Source organism: Maribacter sp. MAR_2009_72 (assembly GCF_007827235.1).
Classification (GTDB): domain Bacteria; phylum Bacteroidota; class Bacteroidia; order Flavobacteriales; family Flavobacteriaceae; genus Maribacter; species Maribacter sedimenticola.
On sequence record NZ_VISB01000001.1, the window covers coordinates 4114384 to 4129864 of the forward strand.

Consider the following 15481-nt stretch of genomic DNA (forward strand, 5'->3'; position numbering starts at 1 on the left):
CTAGTTTTTTTTGTATTGAATTACTCCTGTTGAACATTCTTGTAATTTAATATCATCGACGAAATGCACACTGTTTCGACATGTGGTTTTTGACCTAAAAACCATTCGTCGATACTTTTTGTCTATTCATCAATGAAAATTACAATAAGCGAAAATTATAGCACTTCAGCGAGGTCAACGGCCACTCTTCAACACCTGAAGGTATCTTTACATTGTATTTAGATTAGTTATGAAAACACTTTTTACCTTATTAATAATTCTTTTTGCCGGTGGGGTTGCACTGGCTCAAAATGCAAAGCAAAATGATAAAGTTGACACTCTTGAAATGGGTATTGTTATGGTTGGTAGCATTAGTGATTCTGACCTTGAGGAAAAGGTTACAGTTTCTGACGAAACTTCAATAGCCCGTTTATATAGATATAAGAATTCTAGGGTCAATAGGGAATTGGCCTTTATTACAAAGAAAAATTACGGTAAATTGGCATAATCTTTGCCATATTAAAAAAGGTGCAACGAAGCACCTTTTAAATATTGAATTATGATTTTACTTACGATTTTAATACCAGTACTTATTGTTCTTGAAGTGTTTACCATTAATACAAGAAAACAAAATAAACTACAAGCGATCAAAGTGCGTGTGGACAAGAAGAAGTTTTAATTCTTGATACCGGGCTGTTTAATGTTATAATTACTTTTTGCCTTGGCTTCATCTACTTGTCGTTTAACATCAGCCAGTAGGGCCTTGGCGTCATATACGATACCATCTTTGATCGTATACTTTACACCACCAATACGAACCACCTCATTGTCCTCGGTAAGCTTTATGGCTCCAGTTCCATATAACACTTTAAAGTTTTGAAGTGGATTTTCTTCTACTACTACAAAATCTGCGTATTTACCAATACTGACCGAGCCTATTACATCGTCCATTCCAAGCGCTTCTGCGCCATTTAGTGTGGCAGATTGTATAATTTCCAACGGATGAAATCCAGCTTCGCGCAACAACTCCAATTCACGTATATATGCAAAGCCGTATAGTTGAAAAATGAAACCGGAATCCGATCCTGTCGTTACACGGCCACCTCTATTTTTATATTCATTGATAAAGGTCATCCACAGCTTGTAATTGTTTTTCCATTCCACTTCCTGCTCTGTACCCCAATCATGCCAATAGGATCCATGGGAAATTTTACTTGGTTGATAAAACTCCCAAAGAGATGGCAGTGTATAATCATCATGCCATTCTGCACGTCTAGCTCGTTGTAAATCCCTACTTGCCTCATAAATATTGAATGTGGGGTCAATAGTAAAATCCAACTCCAATAGTTCGTTCATTACATTGTTCCAATGTTCAGAGTATGGTTCTGCCGCCTGTTTCCATAATTTACCCGCATTTTCAAAACGGTCCTGCTCATTTTGGTAATTGTAGTCCAACGGAAAATCTTGCACCGTACGGTCCTCAAATAGTGCCTCTGGCAAACCATACCAATGTTCCATTGAGGTCAACCCGGCCCTAGCGGAATGTAAAACGTTCCACCTGGCTACGCTCATCTGTGCATGGTGACATGCCGAACCTAGGCCCAACTTTTTGTTTTCATCCAAAGCAGCTGCCATAATTTCAGGTTCGGCCCCAAAGAATTTAATTCCGTCCGCGCCTTTTTTTGCATTGGCACGTACCCACTCCCGAGCCTGTTCTGGTGTAGAAATAGGTATGTCGTTCAAGGGGTTGAAGGTTTTACTTGTCTGTCCAAAGGCAGTATAGGAAATTATGCGTGGCGCAATTATTTCGTTTCTTTTACTCTTTTCTTTTAGATCTAACGCTATATCGATACCTCTTCCCGCTACTTCTCTCACCGTAGTAACTCCATGTGCCATCCACAGTTTAAACACATAATCCGGGTCTGCTCCTTGTGCATCGCCCCCTATGTGGGTATGCATATCTATAAAACCGGGCATGAGGAACATACCTGTACAATCAAGTTCCTTTCCACCGGGTTTAAGTTTTGGTCTTCTACTTTCATCTATTATTACCCCCGGGTAACCAACAACCTTCACATCTTTAATAATGTTGTTCTCAACAACAATATCAACAGGTCCTTGAGGAGGGGCTCCATTACCGTTAATAAGCATGACTCCTCTAATAATCAATTGGTTATGTGGTCCGTCACCTTGCAAAGACTGAGCAGATATATTATTTATAAAAAAAGTGGCGATGACCAGTGCTATATGACCTAATTTTTTTTTCATGTTCTATTTTAAAATTTTAAATAGGTATTATTAATCCTGCGAGGGAACGTTTATTTTATCTCCAAGAAAAAGAGCGTTTAAAAATAGCCTGTTTGTTCCATACCATGAGCCTCTAAAATTTGGATTGTCAGCAAATAATACGGCCCTGCCTTTGCCTACCTTACTGACAATAAGCGATGCCGAATTCATAATATGTTCCGCCATGTTTTTTTTGGTTATAAAACCATCAATATGTGGGTCTTCAGCATATTTGGCAACGGTAGCATACGGATTTTTACTGGGAGCTAACCAAACGGAATTGTTTTTATAAACAGGTAATTGATTGTCCCTATAGCCATAGGAGAGTGGATGGGTAATATCCAAGTCAACTTTTAAGATAACACCACCAATACTTTCCTTACCAATATTCTCACGTGCATCTACATAGGGTTTTCTAACAGCTATTTGGGTAGAATCCTTTTCTTTAGCAATGAGCTCTTCTTGAACTATTTTTTTGTCTATAGCCCATTTACTGGCAGAGCCTATAGTCACCAAAGTATTTCCTTTTTCCGTCCATTGCTTTATTTTTTCAATTTGATTTTTAGTAAAATTATATTGTCCCGAAACCATTACTAGGGAGGTATACTTATCTAAATTCAACTTGTTGAAATTGCGCATGGGTACCTTCGTAATAGGCATATGTACACGGGTATCCAGTAGATGCCAAACCTCACCTGCCTCATAGGACCTTACTCCATTACCAATCAACATTACGGCTTTTGGTTGCTTTATAGGTGAGATATTGCCGCTGCCCAAATCAATACCATTATCGCTAAGTCCAGAGTTCACCGCATAAAAAGGAACATTGAATTTTTCCTGTGCTTCTGTAATCATTTGATGAATTGATGTGCCATCTACTTTTTGGAGACTTACCGGAATCAAGACTGCACCATAATTAAATGATTTGTTATCCTTGTTAACCCTAACTGAAAAGGGCTTTGCAGCGGACGAGGCTATAATTCCTTTTTGCTGTAAATAATATAAGGCTGCCGGTGCATTATAATCGTCCCAATCCATGATATAAGCATAGCTGGATTTGGATACGGGTTCTAATTTGATCAGCTCCTGCGTGGTGGAAATTTTCTCCCCTAAGTCCAAATTATTAACGGGTCTATATTTCATATTGTAAAAATTGGCAACGGACCATGCAGAGGCATCATAGTATACACTGTCTCTATATTTTTCATAGGTCTCAAACATTGTTTGCACCATACGGTATTGTGGTTGCTGGGTGGGTACCGCAAACCTATTGCCAGACCGGTATACCTCTACTTTGTGAAGAAGCAATTTATCAATAAAGGCTTTTGTTCTGTTTTGATCATGTGTATCCCCAAAAAGATAGCCTTTAACCTTGTTTTTGGTAGCATTGGTCAAGGCGCTCTTGAAAAAATCTTGTTGATACTTACGCATTATATCTTTATTGTCCACCGCTGTTTTTACAGTGGTTAACCCAGATACATATTGGTTTCTTATCGTAAATGCAAAGGTAATTTCACCAAATGCCGTAGTTTGTCTATGTCCTCTTGAGCTGGCCTGTTCAAACAATAGTCCTAGTCCGCCCTGTAGGTCTGGGTAGGAAGAGCCATAGCCGGGATAAGTACCATCAAAAACTTCCTTTGTAAAATATAATGATCCTATGCTATCCAAACTTTTTGCAAATTCATTTCCAAATAGGGTGTTCAAATCTTCATAATTCTCTTTGGGCATAATGGGGTCAAAAGAGGCATTCGTTTTCATTGGTTCAAAAAAGTATGTGCTTTGGGTTCCCATTTCATGAAAATCTGTCACAACGTTGGGGTACCATTGATGGTACCATTTCAATTTACCCCTACTTTCAGGATTAATGGCCAATAGCCAATCCCTGTTCAGGTCAAACCAATAATGATTAGTTCTTCCCATAGGCCAATATTCATTATGCTCCGCGTCTTGGGGGTCTGCCACTTCTGGACTCCCTTGATATGTATTTACCCATTGGGTATGCCTATCCCTACCATCAGGGTTAATGGTGGGGTCAATAAAAATAACGGCATTGTCTAAATATTTTAAAATTTCAGGATTTTGGGAAGCTACTAGTGAATACGCCGTTAACAATGCAGCCTCTGAACTTGAAGGTTCATTGCCATGGACGTTGTATGCTAAGTTAATGAAGATAGGAACCTCGTTATAATTGGAAACTTTTTGTTTTGGGTCAGTAAAGGCCAAGTGCGCTTCACGTAAATTGTTTAGGTTGTTTAAATTTTTTGGACTGGTAACGGTAAGCATGACCAGTTTTCTACCTTCATGGGTTCTACCGTATTCTTCTATGCTTGCCCGATCGGAAAGTTCGGCAAGTTTTTCCAGGTAAGCTACTATGAGGTCATGCCGTGTATGATGTTCACCAATAGCATAGCCCAAAAACGTTTCGGGAGAAGGAATTTCAGCTGTAAAGGGTTTGTATTTTTGAACAAAATAATCTTGAGCAGATAAGGTAAATCCAGAAAGAATTACCAAAAGGAGTAATTTTTTAAGCATGCAGTCAGTTTTTTAGTTGGTTGCTTAAATATAGACAAATAACTGCAATTACTTTTGTGCTGAATTTTTCTGAACGCCAATTAAATTATTGGCATTATTCTCAACATAAACTTATAGGGTCTGGTTTAACTGCTGATTAATTTCTTGAAACTGTATGATGTAATTAGTTCCTTTTTTAGAATGGTCCCTTTCTATGGTGCCTCTTAATTGGCGGGTAAGGTTATGTATTAGTTTTAGCCCTAATGATTTAGTATTCTTATAATTTACCGTATCTGGGAAACCTTTTCCATTATCGCCAATTTCCAAAATATAACAGTTTTGTTTGGCCTGGTCTTTTTGTAATTTAATATGGATTTCTCCGGAATCGTCACCTTCAATTCCATATTTTAAGGCATTCGTCAATGCTTCATTGATTAACAATCCTAAAGGTATGGCGGTATCAATACCTAATTTAATATTTGGGATTTCAATATTTAACACAATTGAATTTTCAATTCCTTTTATGGAACGTATAAGGTATTCGCTCAATTCTTGCACGTACGATTTATATTCTATATGGCTAATATCATTACGCATATATAACATTTCGTGAACCATAGCCATGGCTATAACCCTGTTTTGTGTCCCTTTTAGAAGTCCTTTCATAGGTCCGTTTTCAATGTTTCTGGATTGTAGGCTCAATAAACTTGAAACGGTCTGTAAATTATTTTTTACCCTATGGTGTACTTCTTTTAATAAGTTCTCTTTTTCATGAACCTGGATAGCCATATTTTTTTTGGACGTATATAAGGCATTGTAGGTTTTTAACAAACTTTTGCCAAAGGTATTACCCAATAGGAATACCGAGATCAATATGGAAAGAAAACTAAACGTTCCAAAGTATTCTACCGGAACTACATTTTCCGTAACCCTTAAACTTGGTATAGTTTGCGTAAAAAGCAAGCAAATTAGAACGTAAATTAGATTAAAATAATTTCTGCCATATTTACTGCTATTGACAAACCCGCCAAAACCTATTAAGGGAAGCATGAATATAAACGGACTTTGAATACCACCACTATAAAGGGTTACCACAAATGCAGATATAAGCCCAATGACCGATGAAAAATTGAACGTGGGTAAAATTTGCTTATGAACCTTGAAATATTGAAGGTTTATAAGGTTGATTATACCAAATGCAACTAATACAAACGGTATTATTTGGGTAACATGCAATATAAAATAGCATATGGCCCCAAATAATATGGAGATGATACTAGTGGCATAACTTACCCTTAAAAATAATTTGGTTTTATCCTGTAGACGCTCTTGGTCAATGGTAAATCCGGGCATAAATGTGGTTTAGGTACTATAAATTATACTGTTTATACAATGTAAATCTAATTATGTTTTTAACATTATACTAGTAAATTTTAGGATAGTGTAGCCTAATGCAACAAAAAAATTATTATGAACGTATTTTTTTAGGTTCCAGGTCTGTTAAATCACCAATTTTTATTGGTTTTCCTGACTCTATACTCCTTCTTGCTCCAATTCCTATTAAGACGGACATGGCCCCATCCCTAATACCTGCAGTTCTGCCATAAGGGTCTGTGGTTTCTGGATTGACAAAGATTTTATCATGAAGACGCTTATCACCGCCTCCATGGCCCCCTTTTTCAATGGGTACGTTGACAACCTCATGTTTTTCCCATAATTTATGTACAACGATCGAACCAAAATTTTCTTCCTCTTTATTATTCTGGGCCATTTCCAAAGCATGTTTTTCAGCTTCACTGACCGTGCTGACCGAATGGTAGGGTATATCCTCTGAAGCTTCAATTCTGCCCTTTGTTCCGTTGAACGAAACACGCCAACCTTCAAAAGGGGAGTAGGTCGTTAAGCTATAATTGACTACCGTATTATCGGCATATTTAACCTGTGCGGACATTTTATCATAAATATCTATCTCGTTCCTAAAGAGACAATTGTCCCGGATATAACCATCTTCATGCTCATGGTCGGCATAAAGTTTTTTCATGGACTCATCCTTTGTAATATCCCAATAGAACTCACAAGTGGATTTATGGTCACATGACCTGCAATTGGGACCTCTTTGCGGTCCGTTTTTGCCATAAAATTCCAAATCGCCATAGGCAAATACTTCTTTAGGTTCGGAATTTATCCACCAATTTAACAAATCAAAATGATGGGTAGATTTATGAACCCATAACGAACCACTGCTTTCCATTTCTCCATGCCATCTCCTAAAATAAGATGCACCATGATACGTATTAAGGTACCAATGGAAATCTACGGAAACCAAATCTCCTATGGTTTTGTTGCTTATCAATTCCTTAATTTTTGTAGCATAAGGACTCCATCGATAATTAAAACCTACAATTAACTTTTTGTCCGATTTCTTTTCTGCATCAATAATTTCTTGGCATTTGCTTTCGTCCGTAGTCAACGGTTTTTCCGTAAGGACATCACAGCCCATTTCCAATCCTTTAATAATGTATTCATGATGGGTGGAGTCTTTAGTGGTAACGATGACCAAATCAGGTTCAGTCTTTTGTATCATCTCTTCAAAATCCGTAAAGAGCGGGCAGTCCGCTCCTATATAGTTCATGGCATATTTTAAGCGGCTTGAGTTAATATCGGATAAACCAACAAATTCCAATATTTCACCATATTCATCTACCAAACGTTTACCCCAAAAAGTGGTGCCCCTAATACCGGTGCCTACCAAGGCAACCTTTAATTTAGAAGTTTTGTTAAACGCAAAAGTTGATATAGGAAATGCCGAACTGGCTGCAAGCATTCCTATAGAAGTAATGAATTTTCTCCTGGTATTGTTCATTTTTCGGTTTTTTAAGTGGTAATTTAAATATACCGTTTTTTTTATACCAAAATTTTATAATATTCTGATTTAACAAGTTGGGATTTAAAAGTGAGGATTTTACACATTAAAAAAGCATTTCAATAAAATGAAATGCTTTTTTAAAAGAAATGTATGTTAAATTAGTCTTGTGTTAACACCCAAGAGCCACTTTGAATCAGCGGTTCTGCCTGTTTGAACTTTACGGTTTTACTTTCACCGCTCATTACATTTTTAATGGTAACACGTTCGTTTCTACCAATTTTTGGTTGTTCCCTAGTTATGGTTTCTGTAACAGCAGGTCGCTGTCCTTGGTTTTGACCAACTGCTCTATTACGTGCCGCCAATTCATCACTATTGGGTATTTCCTCTTTGGTGGTTTTTAAATTTTCCCTTGAACGCTGAACCATACGTTCTTCTTGAATAGCATTGGTGTTTTCTGAAGGTAGTTCCCCTTTAAAAAGAAAGGAAACAACTTCTTTGTTCACTTTTTCTATCATGGACTTGAAAAGCTCGAATGCTTCAAACTTATAAATTAATAATGGATCCTTTTGTTCGTGAACCGCCAATTGTACAGATTGTTTCAATTCATCCATTTTACGCAAATGCGTTTTCCAAGAGTCGTCAATAATGGCCAGCGAAATATTCTTTTCAAAATCTGTTATTAATTGTTTGCCATTGGTATCATATGCATCTTGAAGATTGGTTACAACGTTTAGACTTTTAATGCCATCTGTAAAAGGCACAACGATACGTTCAAAATTATTGGCATTATCCTCATGTACTTTTTTGATTACCGGATACGCAGCTGCGGCATTACGTTCCATTTTTTCATTATAATGTTTGTAGGCAGCCTTGTATACTTTGGCGGTAATTTCCTGTGCACCGGATTTGTCAAACTCAGTTTCCTCTACGGGAGAGGTCATTGAGAAATACTTGATCAGTTCAAATTCAAAATTCTTGTAGTCACTGGCATTTTTATTGCCCTCAACGATTACCTCACAGGTATCATAGATCATATTGGCAATATCTAGCTTTAAACGCTCTCCCTGTAACGCATGGCGTCTTCTCTTATAGACCACTTCACGCTGTGCGTTCATTACGTCATCATATTCCAATAGACGCTTACGTACGCCAAAGTTGTTCTCTTCAACTTTTTTCTGTGCGCGTTCTATGGATTTGGTCATCATACTGTGCTGAATGACCTCGCCGTCTTCCAAGCCCATCTTATCCATCATTTTGGCTACCCTGTCAGAACCGAACAAACGCATTAGGTTATCTTCCAAGGAAACATAGAACTGAGAACTTCCCGGATCTCCTTGACGTCCGGAACGACCACGTAGCTGTCTGTCCACTCGTCGTGAATCATGCCTTTCCGTACCAATGATTGCAAGTCCTCCAGCTTTTTTAACTTCTTCGGACAATTTAATATCCGTACCACGACCCGCCATGTTGGTAGCAATTGTAACTACTCCTGCATTACCGGCCTCAGCAACTACATCTGCCTCCTTTTTATGAAGTTTGGCATTCAGTACATTATGGGGAACCTTGCGTACACTCAATAGTTTTGATAAAAGTTCTGAAATCTCTACAGATGTTGTACCGATCAATACGGGTCTACCAGCTTTACTGATCTTGGTAACCTCTTCTATGATCGCATTGTATTTTTCCCTTTTGGTCTTATAGATTAAGTCGTTACGATCATCTCTGGCTATTGGTCTGTTGGTTGGAATTTCCATAACATCCAATTTGTAGATTTCCCAGAATTCGCCCGCTTCGGTAACTGCCGTACCCGTCATACCCGCAAGCTTGCTGTACATTCTAAAATAATTCTGTAAGGTAACGGTTGCAAAGGTTTGTGTTAGGGCCTCTATTTTTACATTTTCCTTTGCTTCAATGGCTTGGTGCAAACCGTCAGAATATCTACGGCCATCCATAATACGACCGGTCTGTTCGTCAACGATCATTACCTTATTGTCCATGACCACATATTCGGTATCTTTTTCAAATAAGGTATACGCCTTTAATAATTGGCTCATGGTATGTATACGCTCACTCTTAACGGTAAAGTCCTTGAACAATTCTTCCTTTAGTTCCGCTTCTTTTTCAATATCAAGATTCTGATTTTCTATTTTGGCAATTTCACCACCAATATCCGGCATGACAAAGAAATCCCTGTCCTGCTCCCCAGAGATATAGTCTACGCCTTTATCCGTTAATTCTATTTGATTGTTTTTTTCATCTATTACGAACAACAGGTCCTCATCTACTTTGGGCATTTCCCTATTGTTATCCTGCATATAAAAATTCTCAGTTTTTTGAAGCAGCTGTTTTACGCCTTCCTCACTCAAGAATTTTATTAAGGCCTTGTTCTTAGGAAGCCCGCGATATACGCGCAGTAAAAAGAATCCTCCTTCTTTGGTATCACCTTCGGCAATCAATTTTTTAGCTTCCGCCAATACACCAGTTAAATGCTGCCGCTGCTTTTGTACTATTTCGCTAACCTTAGGTTTTAATTCATTAAACTCATGGCGGTCACCTTCGGGTACGGGTCCGGATATAATAAGCGGTGTACGTGCATCATCTACCAAAACGGAATCTACCTCATCTACAATGGCGTAATTATGGGGGCGTTGTACCAAATCTTTTGGGGTATGCGCCATATTATCCCTTAAATAATCAAAACCGAATTCATTATTGGTTCCATACGTAATGTCCGCATTATATGCAGCCCGTCTACCATCGGAATTTGGTCTATGGTGATCTATACAGTCTACGGAAAGACCATGAAATTCAAAAATTGGGGCCATCCATGCGCTATCCCTCTTGGCCAAATAATCATTTACGGTTACCAAGTGCGCACCGTTTCCACTTAATGCATTTAAATATAAAGGTAGGGTAGCCACAAGGGTTTTACCTTCACCTGTCTGCATTTCCGCAATCTTACCTTGGTGTAAGGCAATACCTCCTATAAGTTGTACATCATAATGCACCATGTCCCAAGTTACTTCTTTACCTGCGGCATCCCAAGAGTTTTTCCAAATGGCATTATCACCGTCTAAGGTAACATAGCCTTTGCTACCTGACAATGTTCTGTCATATTCAGAAGCGGTAACGGTAATGGTCTCATTATTTGCAAAACGTTTGGCCGTTTCCTTGACCACTGCAAATGCTTCTGGAAGTATTTTGTTCAATGTTTCTTCAGAAAGTGCATAAGCTTCTTCCTTTAATTTATCTATCTCCGTATAGATATCCTCGTTCTTGTCAATGTCATTTGAGTTTTTGACCTCCTCTTCCAATGCATTGATCTGTTCAGTCTTTTCTTTATAGGAATCTTGTATGATTTGCTTAAAATCCAAGGTCTTTTGCCTTAATTCATCATGGCTCAGGCTTTCCAACTGTACTTCAAAAGATTTTATTTGGTCCACTAAAGGTTGAAGCTCCTTTACATCTTTTTGCGATTTATCACCAACAAAGGCCTTTAGGATAGAATTTATGAAACTCATATGTTTTAATCTAATTAGAAATGATACCTAACTTGCCTATTGTTGAACAAGGTAGGTTTCAAAATATTATAGAGTCGGCAAATGTGTCGACGTTGAAAAATAGCAAAAGGTATTCCAGTCTTTGTTTTTCTATGAAATTACCTTACTACCTGTCAAAATTACATAAAAAAAAAGCCTCCTAAGAGACTTTTTTGTAGTTATTATGATATCGAATATTAATATTCGTCCTCGTTCCAGAGGTAGTCTTCTTCCGTTGGATAGTCAGGCCAAATCTCTTCTATCGATTCATAAATCTCTCCACCTTCTTCTTCCATAGACTGTAAATTTTCTACGACTTCCAAAGGGGCTCCAGTTCTAATAGAGTAATCTATTAACTCATCTTTACTTGCCGGCCAAGGTGCATCACTTAAATAAGATGCTAATTCTAATGTCCAATACATAGTAATTGTTTGATTTTAAAATTTTTGCAAAAGTAATTTTTAAATTGAGATAGCCAAGAAATTAGCCTTAAAAATCAATTTTTGTTCCATTATTTTTTGCTTTGATAAATTGATAACGAATAAATTAGCTTTTTATTAGTCCTTTTTTTCAGGAACCCATTTTATTTCATTCGCTTTATGATCTACAGACAATTTTCGTGCCAATACAAATAAATAATCTGATAACCTGTTCAAATATGACAGCACGGTCATATCAAATTTTTCATTCTTAAATAATAAGGTGGACATTCTTTCCGCTCTTCTACAAACAGTTCTGGCAATATGACAGTATGACACGGTCGTGTGACCGCCTGGTAGAATAAAATGGGTCATTGCCGGTAATTTTAAATCTATATCGTCAATGGCCTTTTCTAAAAATTGGAGCTCTTTTGTACTTATTGTTGAAATGGCCAGTCTCTTTTGCCCATTTTTTAAAAGTGCTTTATTGGGATCTGTAGCCAGAATAGCGCCAACCGTAAACAAATCTTTTTGAATCTGTATTAATTGTTCCTTTGTGGTAGTGTCTATTTTTTGATCGCGTATAAGGCCCAACCACGAGTTTAACTCATCAATAGTGCCATAGCTTTCTATCCTAATATGGTGTTTGGGAACCCTGGTCCCACCAAAGAGTCCGGTAGTGCCATCATCACCTGTTTTTGTGTATATTTTCATTGTACTTTAAAACTTTAAGGGATAATGAACATATTGCTCTTATTTACCGTTTGTTGATTTCACTTATTTTTTGGTTCACGAAATTAACGGCTTAATTTTTCTTGTGCTTATCCTTACGCTCATAATCGCCCATAAATTTTTTTGATTTGCGGGATTTGGATTTGTTCCTGTTAATTATCGTAAGTGCCAAATAAAGTGCAAATACTACTGCCAGTATAATGTAAATAGTATTGTTCATTTTTATTGATGAGATTAAGTTTAAAATTACAGGTTTATATCCGTATTTTAAAATGTTCTTTAACTTGTTCTTTTCTAACGAAAACCAAGCCACAATAAAACAAATCTATAGTAACGGTTACTTGATTATGTGACTGTATATGTTTCCATTGTTCAAAAGTATTTTGATTTTTATGGATTTTATCAATGAACAGCATTGTTCTATTTTCAAGTTTCTGATCTAGAATTTTACTGTGGAGGATCTCATTAACGGAGCCAATAATTACAATAGGGTTTTCTTGGGTAAAATTGACATTAGGGCAATGGTCAAATATATCTTTTTCCAGATTTTTGTTCGCGGTCAATAACCTTACGCTTTGGTAATTAAAGTATAAAATACTTTTTACTAGAACTTTTGTACTTACAGGTAGCCTGATTTTTTCTTTTTTATACAAACATTTTGTGACGTAGTCATAGACAAAAGGGGAATGCACACCGTGTTGATTGGTAGCCGTAACATAGAATTTTAAAAAGGACAATATTTGATACAAACCGTTTTTTTTCAAAAATAAGTATCCTTTGTCAACTGTTATTGTTTTGAAGTATTTAGTTTGGAATATGAGTTGGCTAAAATGCGCACGTATAATAAAAAGAGGCAAACGTAACGTTAAGCCATTTTTGGTTTGTTCGCTTTTACGTCGAACGCCAATGCCTTAATTATTCTGTTGTTCTTGTTTTTATGTAACCTGGCTACTTCAATTTTGTCAGTTGTACTTTTAATTGGTGTTGCTTTATTGGTCTCTATCTTTTGAACTAAAATTGTATTTGGTGTCCTTGTTGGAGCAGGATTGTCTTCTGTTGTTTTTTGGGCATGACCCAAAAAGCTAGTTAAAAATAGTGCGGCAAAAGCGATAAACAGTCTCATATTCGTTTAATTATACTGCTAAAGTAGTAGCATGGTCTAACTAAATTCTATGATATTAGGTGAGTATCATTTAACTGTAGACGAACGGTAATTTTTGTTCGTTGGTTATTTTATCCAAACAAGAGCGTACGGCTTAATTAGTTTATTGTACGACTAACCTTCAATAATTGCCGAGAGTTCAAACCAACGCTCTGTCTTTTGGTCAATGGTATCCGTTAATTCATTAAGTTCAATGGACAGGTCTTTTATTTCAACTGGAGATAAGGAGGTATCCGTAAATTTTTCTTGCACTTTTACCTTTCTTTGTTCCAGTTTCTGTATTTCCCGTTCCAATTTTTTAAACTCCTGTTGTTCCGCGTATGAAGCTTTTGCATTTGAGGTAGTATCTTTCCAATTAGATTTAGGCGTGCTCTTTAATTCTTTCTGTTCTCGCTTTTCCTGTATCTGACTGTCCTCATAAGCCCTATAGTCCGAGTAATTACCGGGAAAATCCTCAATGACGGCATTACCCCGAAAGACAAAAAGATGGTCTACGATTTTATCCATAAAATAACGGTCATGGGAAACTACCATAAGACAACCTTGAAAATCCATCAAAAAACTTTCCAATACATTTAGGGTAACAATATCCAAATCGTTGGTTGGTTCATCCAGTATCAAAAAATTGGGATTTTGAATAAGTACGGTACATAAATACAGCCGCTTTCTTTCCCCACCACTTAATTTTTCAACGAAATCATATTGTTTTTTTCTATCAAAAAGAAATCGCTCTAAAAGTTGCTGGGCAGAAATTTGCCTGCCTTTCATTAAAGGAATATAATCTCCAAACTCACGTATGACATCTATTACTTTTTGACCCTCTTTTATCTGAATGCCCTTTTGGGTGTAATAGCCAAACTTTATGGTATCACCTACCACCACCTTTCCGGCATCTGGTTGGTCCTTACCTGTAAGAATGTTCAGGAAAGTAGATTTTCCTGTACCGTTCTTACCAATAATGCCTATGCGCTCACCTTTTTGAAATACATATTCAAACTTATCAAGTATTGGTTTATTGGGGTAAGATTTTGAAATCTTATGTAACTCCAATATTTTACTGCCAACACGCTCCATATTCAACTCTAGCTGAACTTGATGGTCCTTTCTCCGCTGGCTGGCTTTTTCCTTGATTACCGCAAAATCATCTATTCTTGATTTTGATTTTGTGGTACGTGCCTTTGGCTGACGCCTCATCCAATCTAATTCTTTCTTGAACAGCAATTCCGTTTTATGTTGCTCTGTGGCCTCCTGTTCTATACGGGCTTCTTTTTTCTCCAAATAGTAAGAATAATTTCCTTTATATGGGTACAGTTTGCCATTTTCCAATTCAATGATTTCATTGCATACACGCTCTAAAAAATAACGGTCGTGCGTTACCATGAAAAGGGTCATGTTTTCTTTTGAGAAAAAATCCTCTAGCCATTCGATCATTTCAAGATCTAGATGGTTGGTTGGTTCGTCCAGGACCAGTAAGTCCGGTTTATTGATAAGTGCATTGGCCAGTGCCAATCGTTTTTTCTGCCCACCGGATAACCTGCCCACCTTTGCATTGAGGTCATCCAATTTTAGCTTGGACAATATTTGTTTGTACTGGGTCTCAAAATCCCAAGCTTCAAAACGGTCCATTGCCTCAAATGCCTTTTGGTAAGCATCTGCATCTTCAGGATTTAATAAGGCTTTTTCGTAGTTTGAAATAACTTGCAAAATTTCATTATCAGACGCAAATATGGTCTCTTCAACGGTTAAATTGGGGTCCATTACCGGCTCTTGGGCCAAAAAGGAAACTCGGGTAGACTTACGATAATTCACTTGACCGGAGTCTGGGGTGTCCGCCCCGGATAGAATATTTAATATGGATGTTTTTCCTGTACCGTTTTTTGCGATCAAGGCAATTTTTTGGTCCTTGTTAATACCAAAAGAAAGGTTGTCAAACAAGACCAGCTCGCCATAGGATTTTGAAATATTTTCAACGGTAAGTAAGTTCATA

The 15481-nt window shown here is 37.2% G+C and carries 12 protein-coding genes; 1 reads left to right on the forward strand and 11 read right to left on the reverse strand.

Annotated features, from left to right (window positions below; genetic code table 11):
* Positions 1 to 229 precede the first annotated feature (229 nt).
* Complete coding sequence (locus tag JM81_RS17355) at positions 230 to 487, forward strand: hypothetical protein (RefSeq protein WP_144805275.1); 258 nt, start codon at positions 230 to 232, stop codon at positions 485 to 487.
* Between the two features lie 167 nt (positions 488 to 654).
* Here the strand turns inward: JM81_RS17355 and JM81_RS17360 are convergent, their stop codons facing one another.
* The 11 genes from JM81_RS17360 to JM81_RS17405 all read right to left on the reverse strand — a co-directional run bounded on the left by JM81_RS17360 (position 655) and on the right by JM81_RS17405 (position 15480).
* Positions 655 to 2247: an amidohydrolase family protein gene (locus tag JM81_RS17360; RefSeq protein WP_144805277.1), complete on the reverse strand. Its 1593-nt coding sequence runs from the start codon at positions 2245 to 2247 to the stop codon at positions 655 to 657.
* Positions 2248 to 2277: 30 nt separating this feature from the next.
* Positions 2278 to 4797, reverse strand: a complete 2520-nt coding sequence (locus JM81_RS17365) for a M14 metallopeptidase family protein (protein WP_144805279.1) — start codon at positions 4795 to 4797, stop codon at positions 2278 to 2280.
* A gap of 111 nt (positions 4798 to 4908) precedes the next feature.
* Complete coding sequence (locus JM81_RS17370) at positions 4909 to 6129, reverse strand: sensor histidine kinase (protein ID WP_089262082.1); 1221 nt, start codon at positions 6127 to 6129, stop codon at positions 4909 to 4911.
* Between the two features lie 115 nt (positions 6130 to 6244).
* On the reverse strand, positions 6245 to 7639 hold the full coding sequence (locus JM81_RS17375; protein WP_186435602.1) for a Gfo/Idh/MocA family oxidoreductase: 1395 nt from the start codon (positions 7637 to 7639) through the stop codon (positions 6245 to 6247).
* Positions 7640 to 7800: 161 nt separating this feature from the next.
* Positions 7801 to 11163 carry a preprotein translocase subunit SecA gene (secA, locus tag JM81_RS17380; RefSeq protein ID WP_144805281.1) on the reverse strand — a complete coding sequence of 1121 codons (3363 nt, stop codon included), beginning with the start codon at positions 11161 to 11163 and terminating at the stop codon, positions 7801 to 7803.
* Positions 11164 to 11378: 215 nt separating this feature from the next.
* The gene (locus JM81_RS17385) at positions 11379 to 11603 is read right to left on the reverse strand and encodes a DUF2795 domain-containing protein (RefSeq protein ID WP_027064442.1); all 225 of its coding nucleotides are present in this window, start codon (positions 11601 to 11603) and stop codon (positions 11379 to 11381) included.
* A gap of 135 nt (positions 11604 to 11738) precedes the next feature.
* Complete coding sequence (locus tag JM81_RS17390; RefSeq protein ID WP_144805283.1) at positions 11739 to 12314, reverse strand: cob(I)yrinic acid a,c-diamide adenosyltransferase; 576 nt, start codon at positions 12312 to 12314, stop codon at positions 11739 to 11741.
* A 91-nt stretch (positions 12315 to 12405) separates the two neighbouring features.
* A complete protein-coding gene (locus JM81_RS18485) occupies positions 12406 to 12552 on the reverse strand; it encodes a hypothetical protein (RefSeq protein WP_179213212.1) in 147 nt (48 codons plus the stop codon).
* A 34-nt stretch (positions 12553 to 12586) separates the two neighbouring features.
* Entirely contained in the window at positions 12587 to 12895 is a 309-nt protein-coding gene (locus tag JM81_RS18545; RefSeq protein WP_144805285.1) for a hypothetical protein, read from the reverse strand.
* Positions 12896 to 13197: 302 nt separating this feature from the next.
* Entirely contained in the window at positions 13198 to 13455 is a 258-nt protein-coding gene (locus tag JM81_RS17400; protein ID WP_144805286.1) for a hypothetical protein, read from the reverse strand.
* Positions 13456 to 13608: 153 nt separating this feature from the next.
* A complete protein-coding gene (locus tag JM81_RS17405) occupies positions 13609 to 15480 on the reverse strand; it encodes an ABC-F family ATP-binding cassette domain-containing protein (RefSeq protein ID WP_144805288.1) in 1872 nt (623 codons plus the stop codon).
* Between the last annotated feature and the right edge of the window lies 1 nt (position 15481).

Excerpts from the sequence above, each read along its gene's own strand:
- JM81_RS17355 (WP_144805275.1), top strand. The coding sequence starts at position 230 with ATGAAAACACTTTTTACCTTATTAATAATTCTTTTTGCCGGTGGGGTT.
- JM81_RS17360 (WP_144805277.1), bottom strand. The coding sequence starts at position 2,247 with ATGAAAAAAAAATTAGGTCATATAGCACTGGTCATCGCCACTTTTTTT.
- JM81_RS17365 (WP_144805279.1), bottom strand. The coding sequence starts at position 4,797 with ATGCTTAAAAAATTACTCCTTTTGGTAATTCTTTCTGGATTTACCTTA.
- JM81_RS17370 (WP_089262082.1), bottom strand. The coding sequence starts at position 6,129 with ATGCCCGGATTTACCATTGACCAAGAGCGTCTACAGGATAAAACCAAA.
- JM81_RS17375 (WP_186435602.1), bottom strand. The coding sequence starts at position 7,639 with ATGAACAATACCAGGAGAAAATTCATTACTTCTATAGGAATGCTTGCA.
- secA (WP_144805281.1), bottom strand. The coding sequence starts at position 11,163 with ATGAGTTTCATAAATTCTATCCTAAAGGCCTTTGTTGGTGATAAATCG.
- JM81_RS17385 (WP_027064442.1), bottom strand. The coding sequence starts at position 11,603 with ATGTATTGGACATTAGAATTAGCATCTTATTTAAGTGATGCACCTTGG.
- JM81_RS17390 (WP_144805283.1), bottom strand. The coding sequence starts at position 12,314 with ATGAAAATATACACAAAAACAGGTGATGATGGCACTACCGGACTCTTT.
- JM81_RS18485 (WP_179213212.1), bottom strand. The coding sequence starts at position 12,552 with ATGAACAATACTATTTACATTATACTGGCAGTAGTATTTGCACTTTAT.
- JM81_RS17400 (WP_144805286.1), bottom strand. The coding sequence starts at position 13,455 with ATGAGACTGTTTATCGCTTTTGCCGCACTATTTTTAACTAGCTTTTTG.
- JM81_RS17405 (WP_144805288.1), bottom strand. The coding sequence starts at position 15,480 with ATGAACTTACTTACCGTTGAAAATATTTCAAAATCCTATGGCGAGCTG.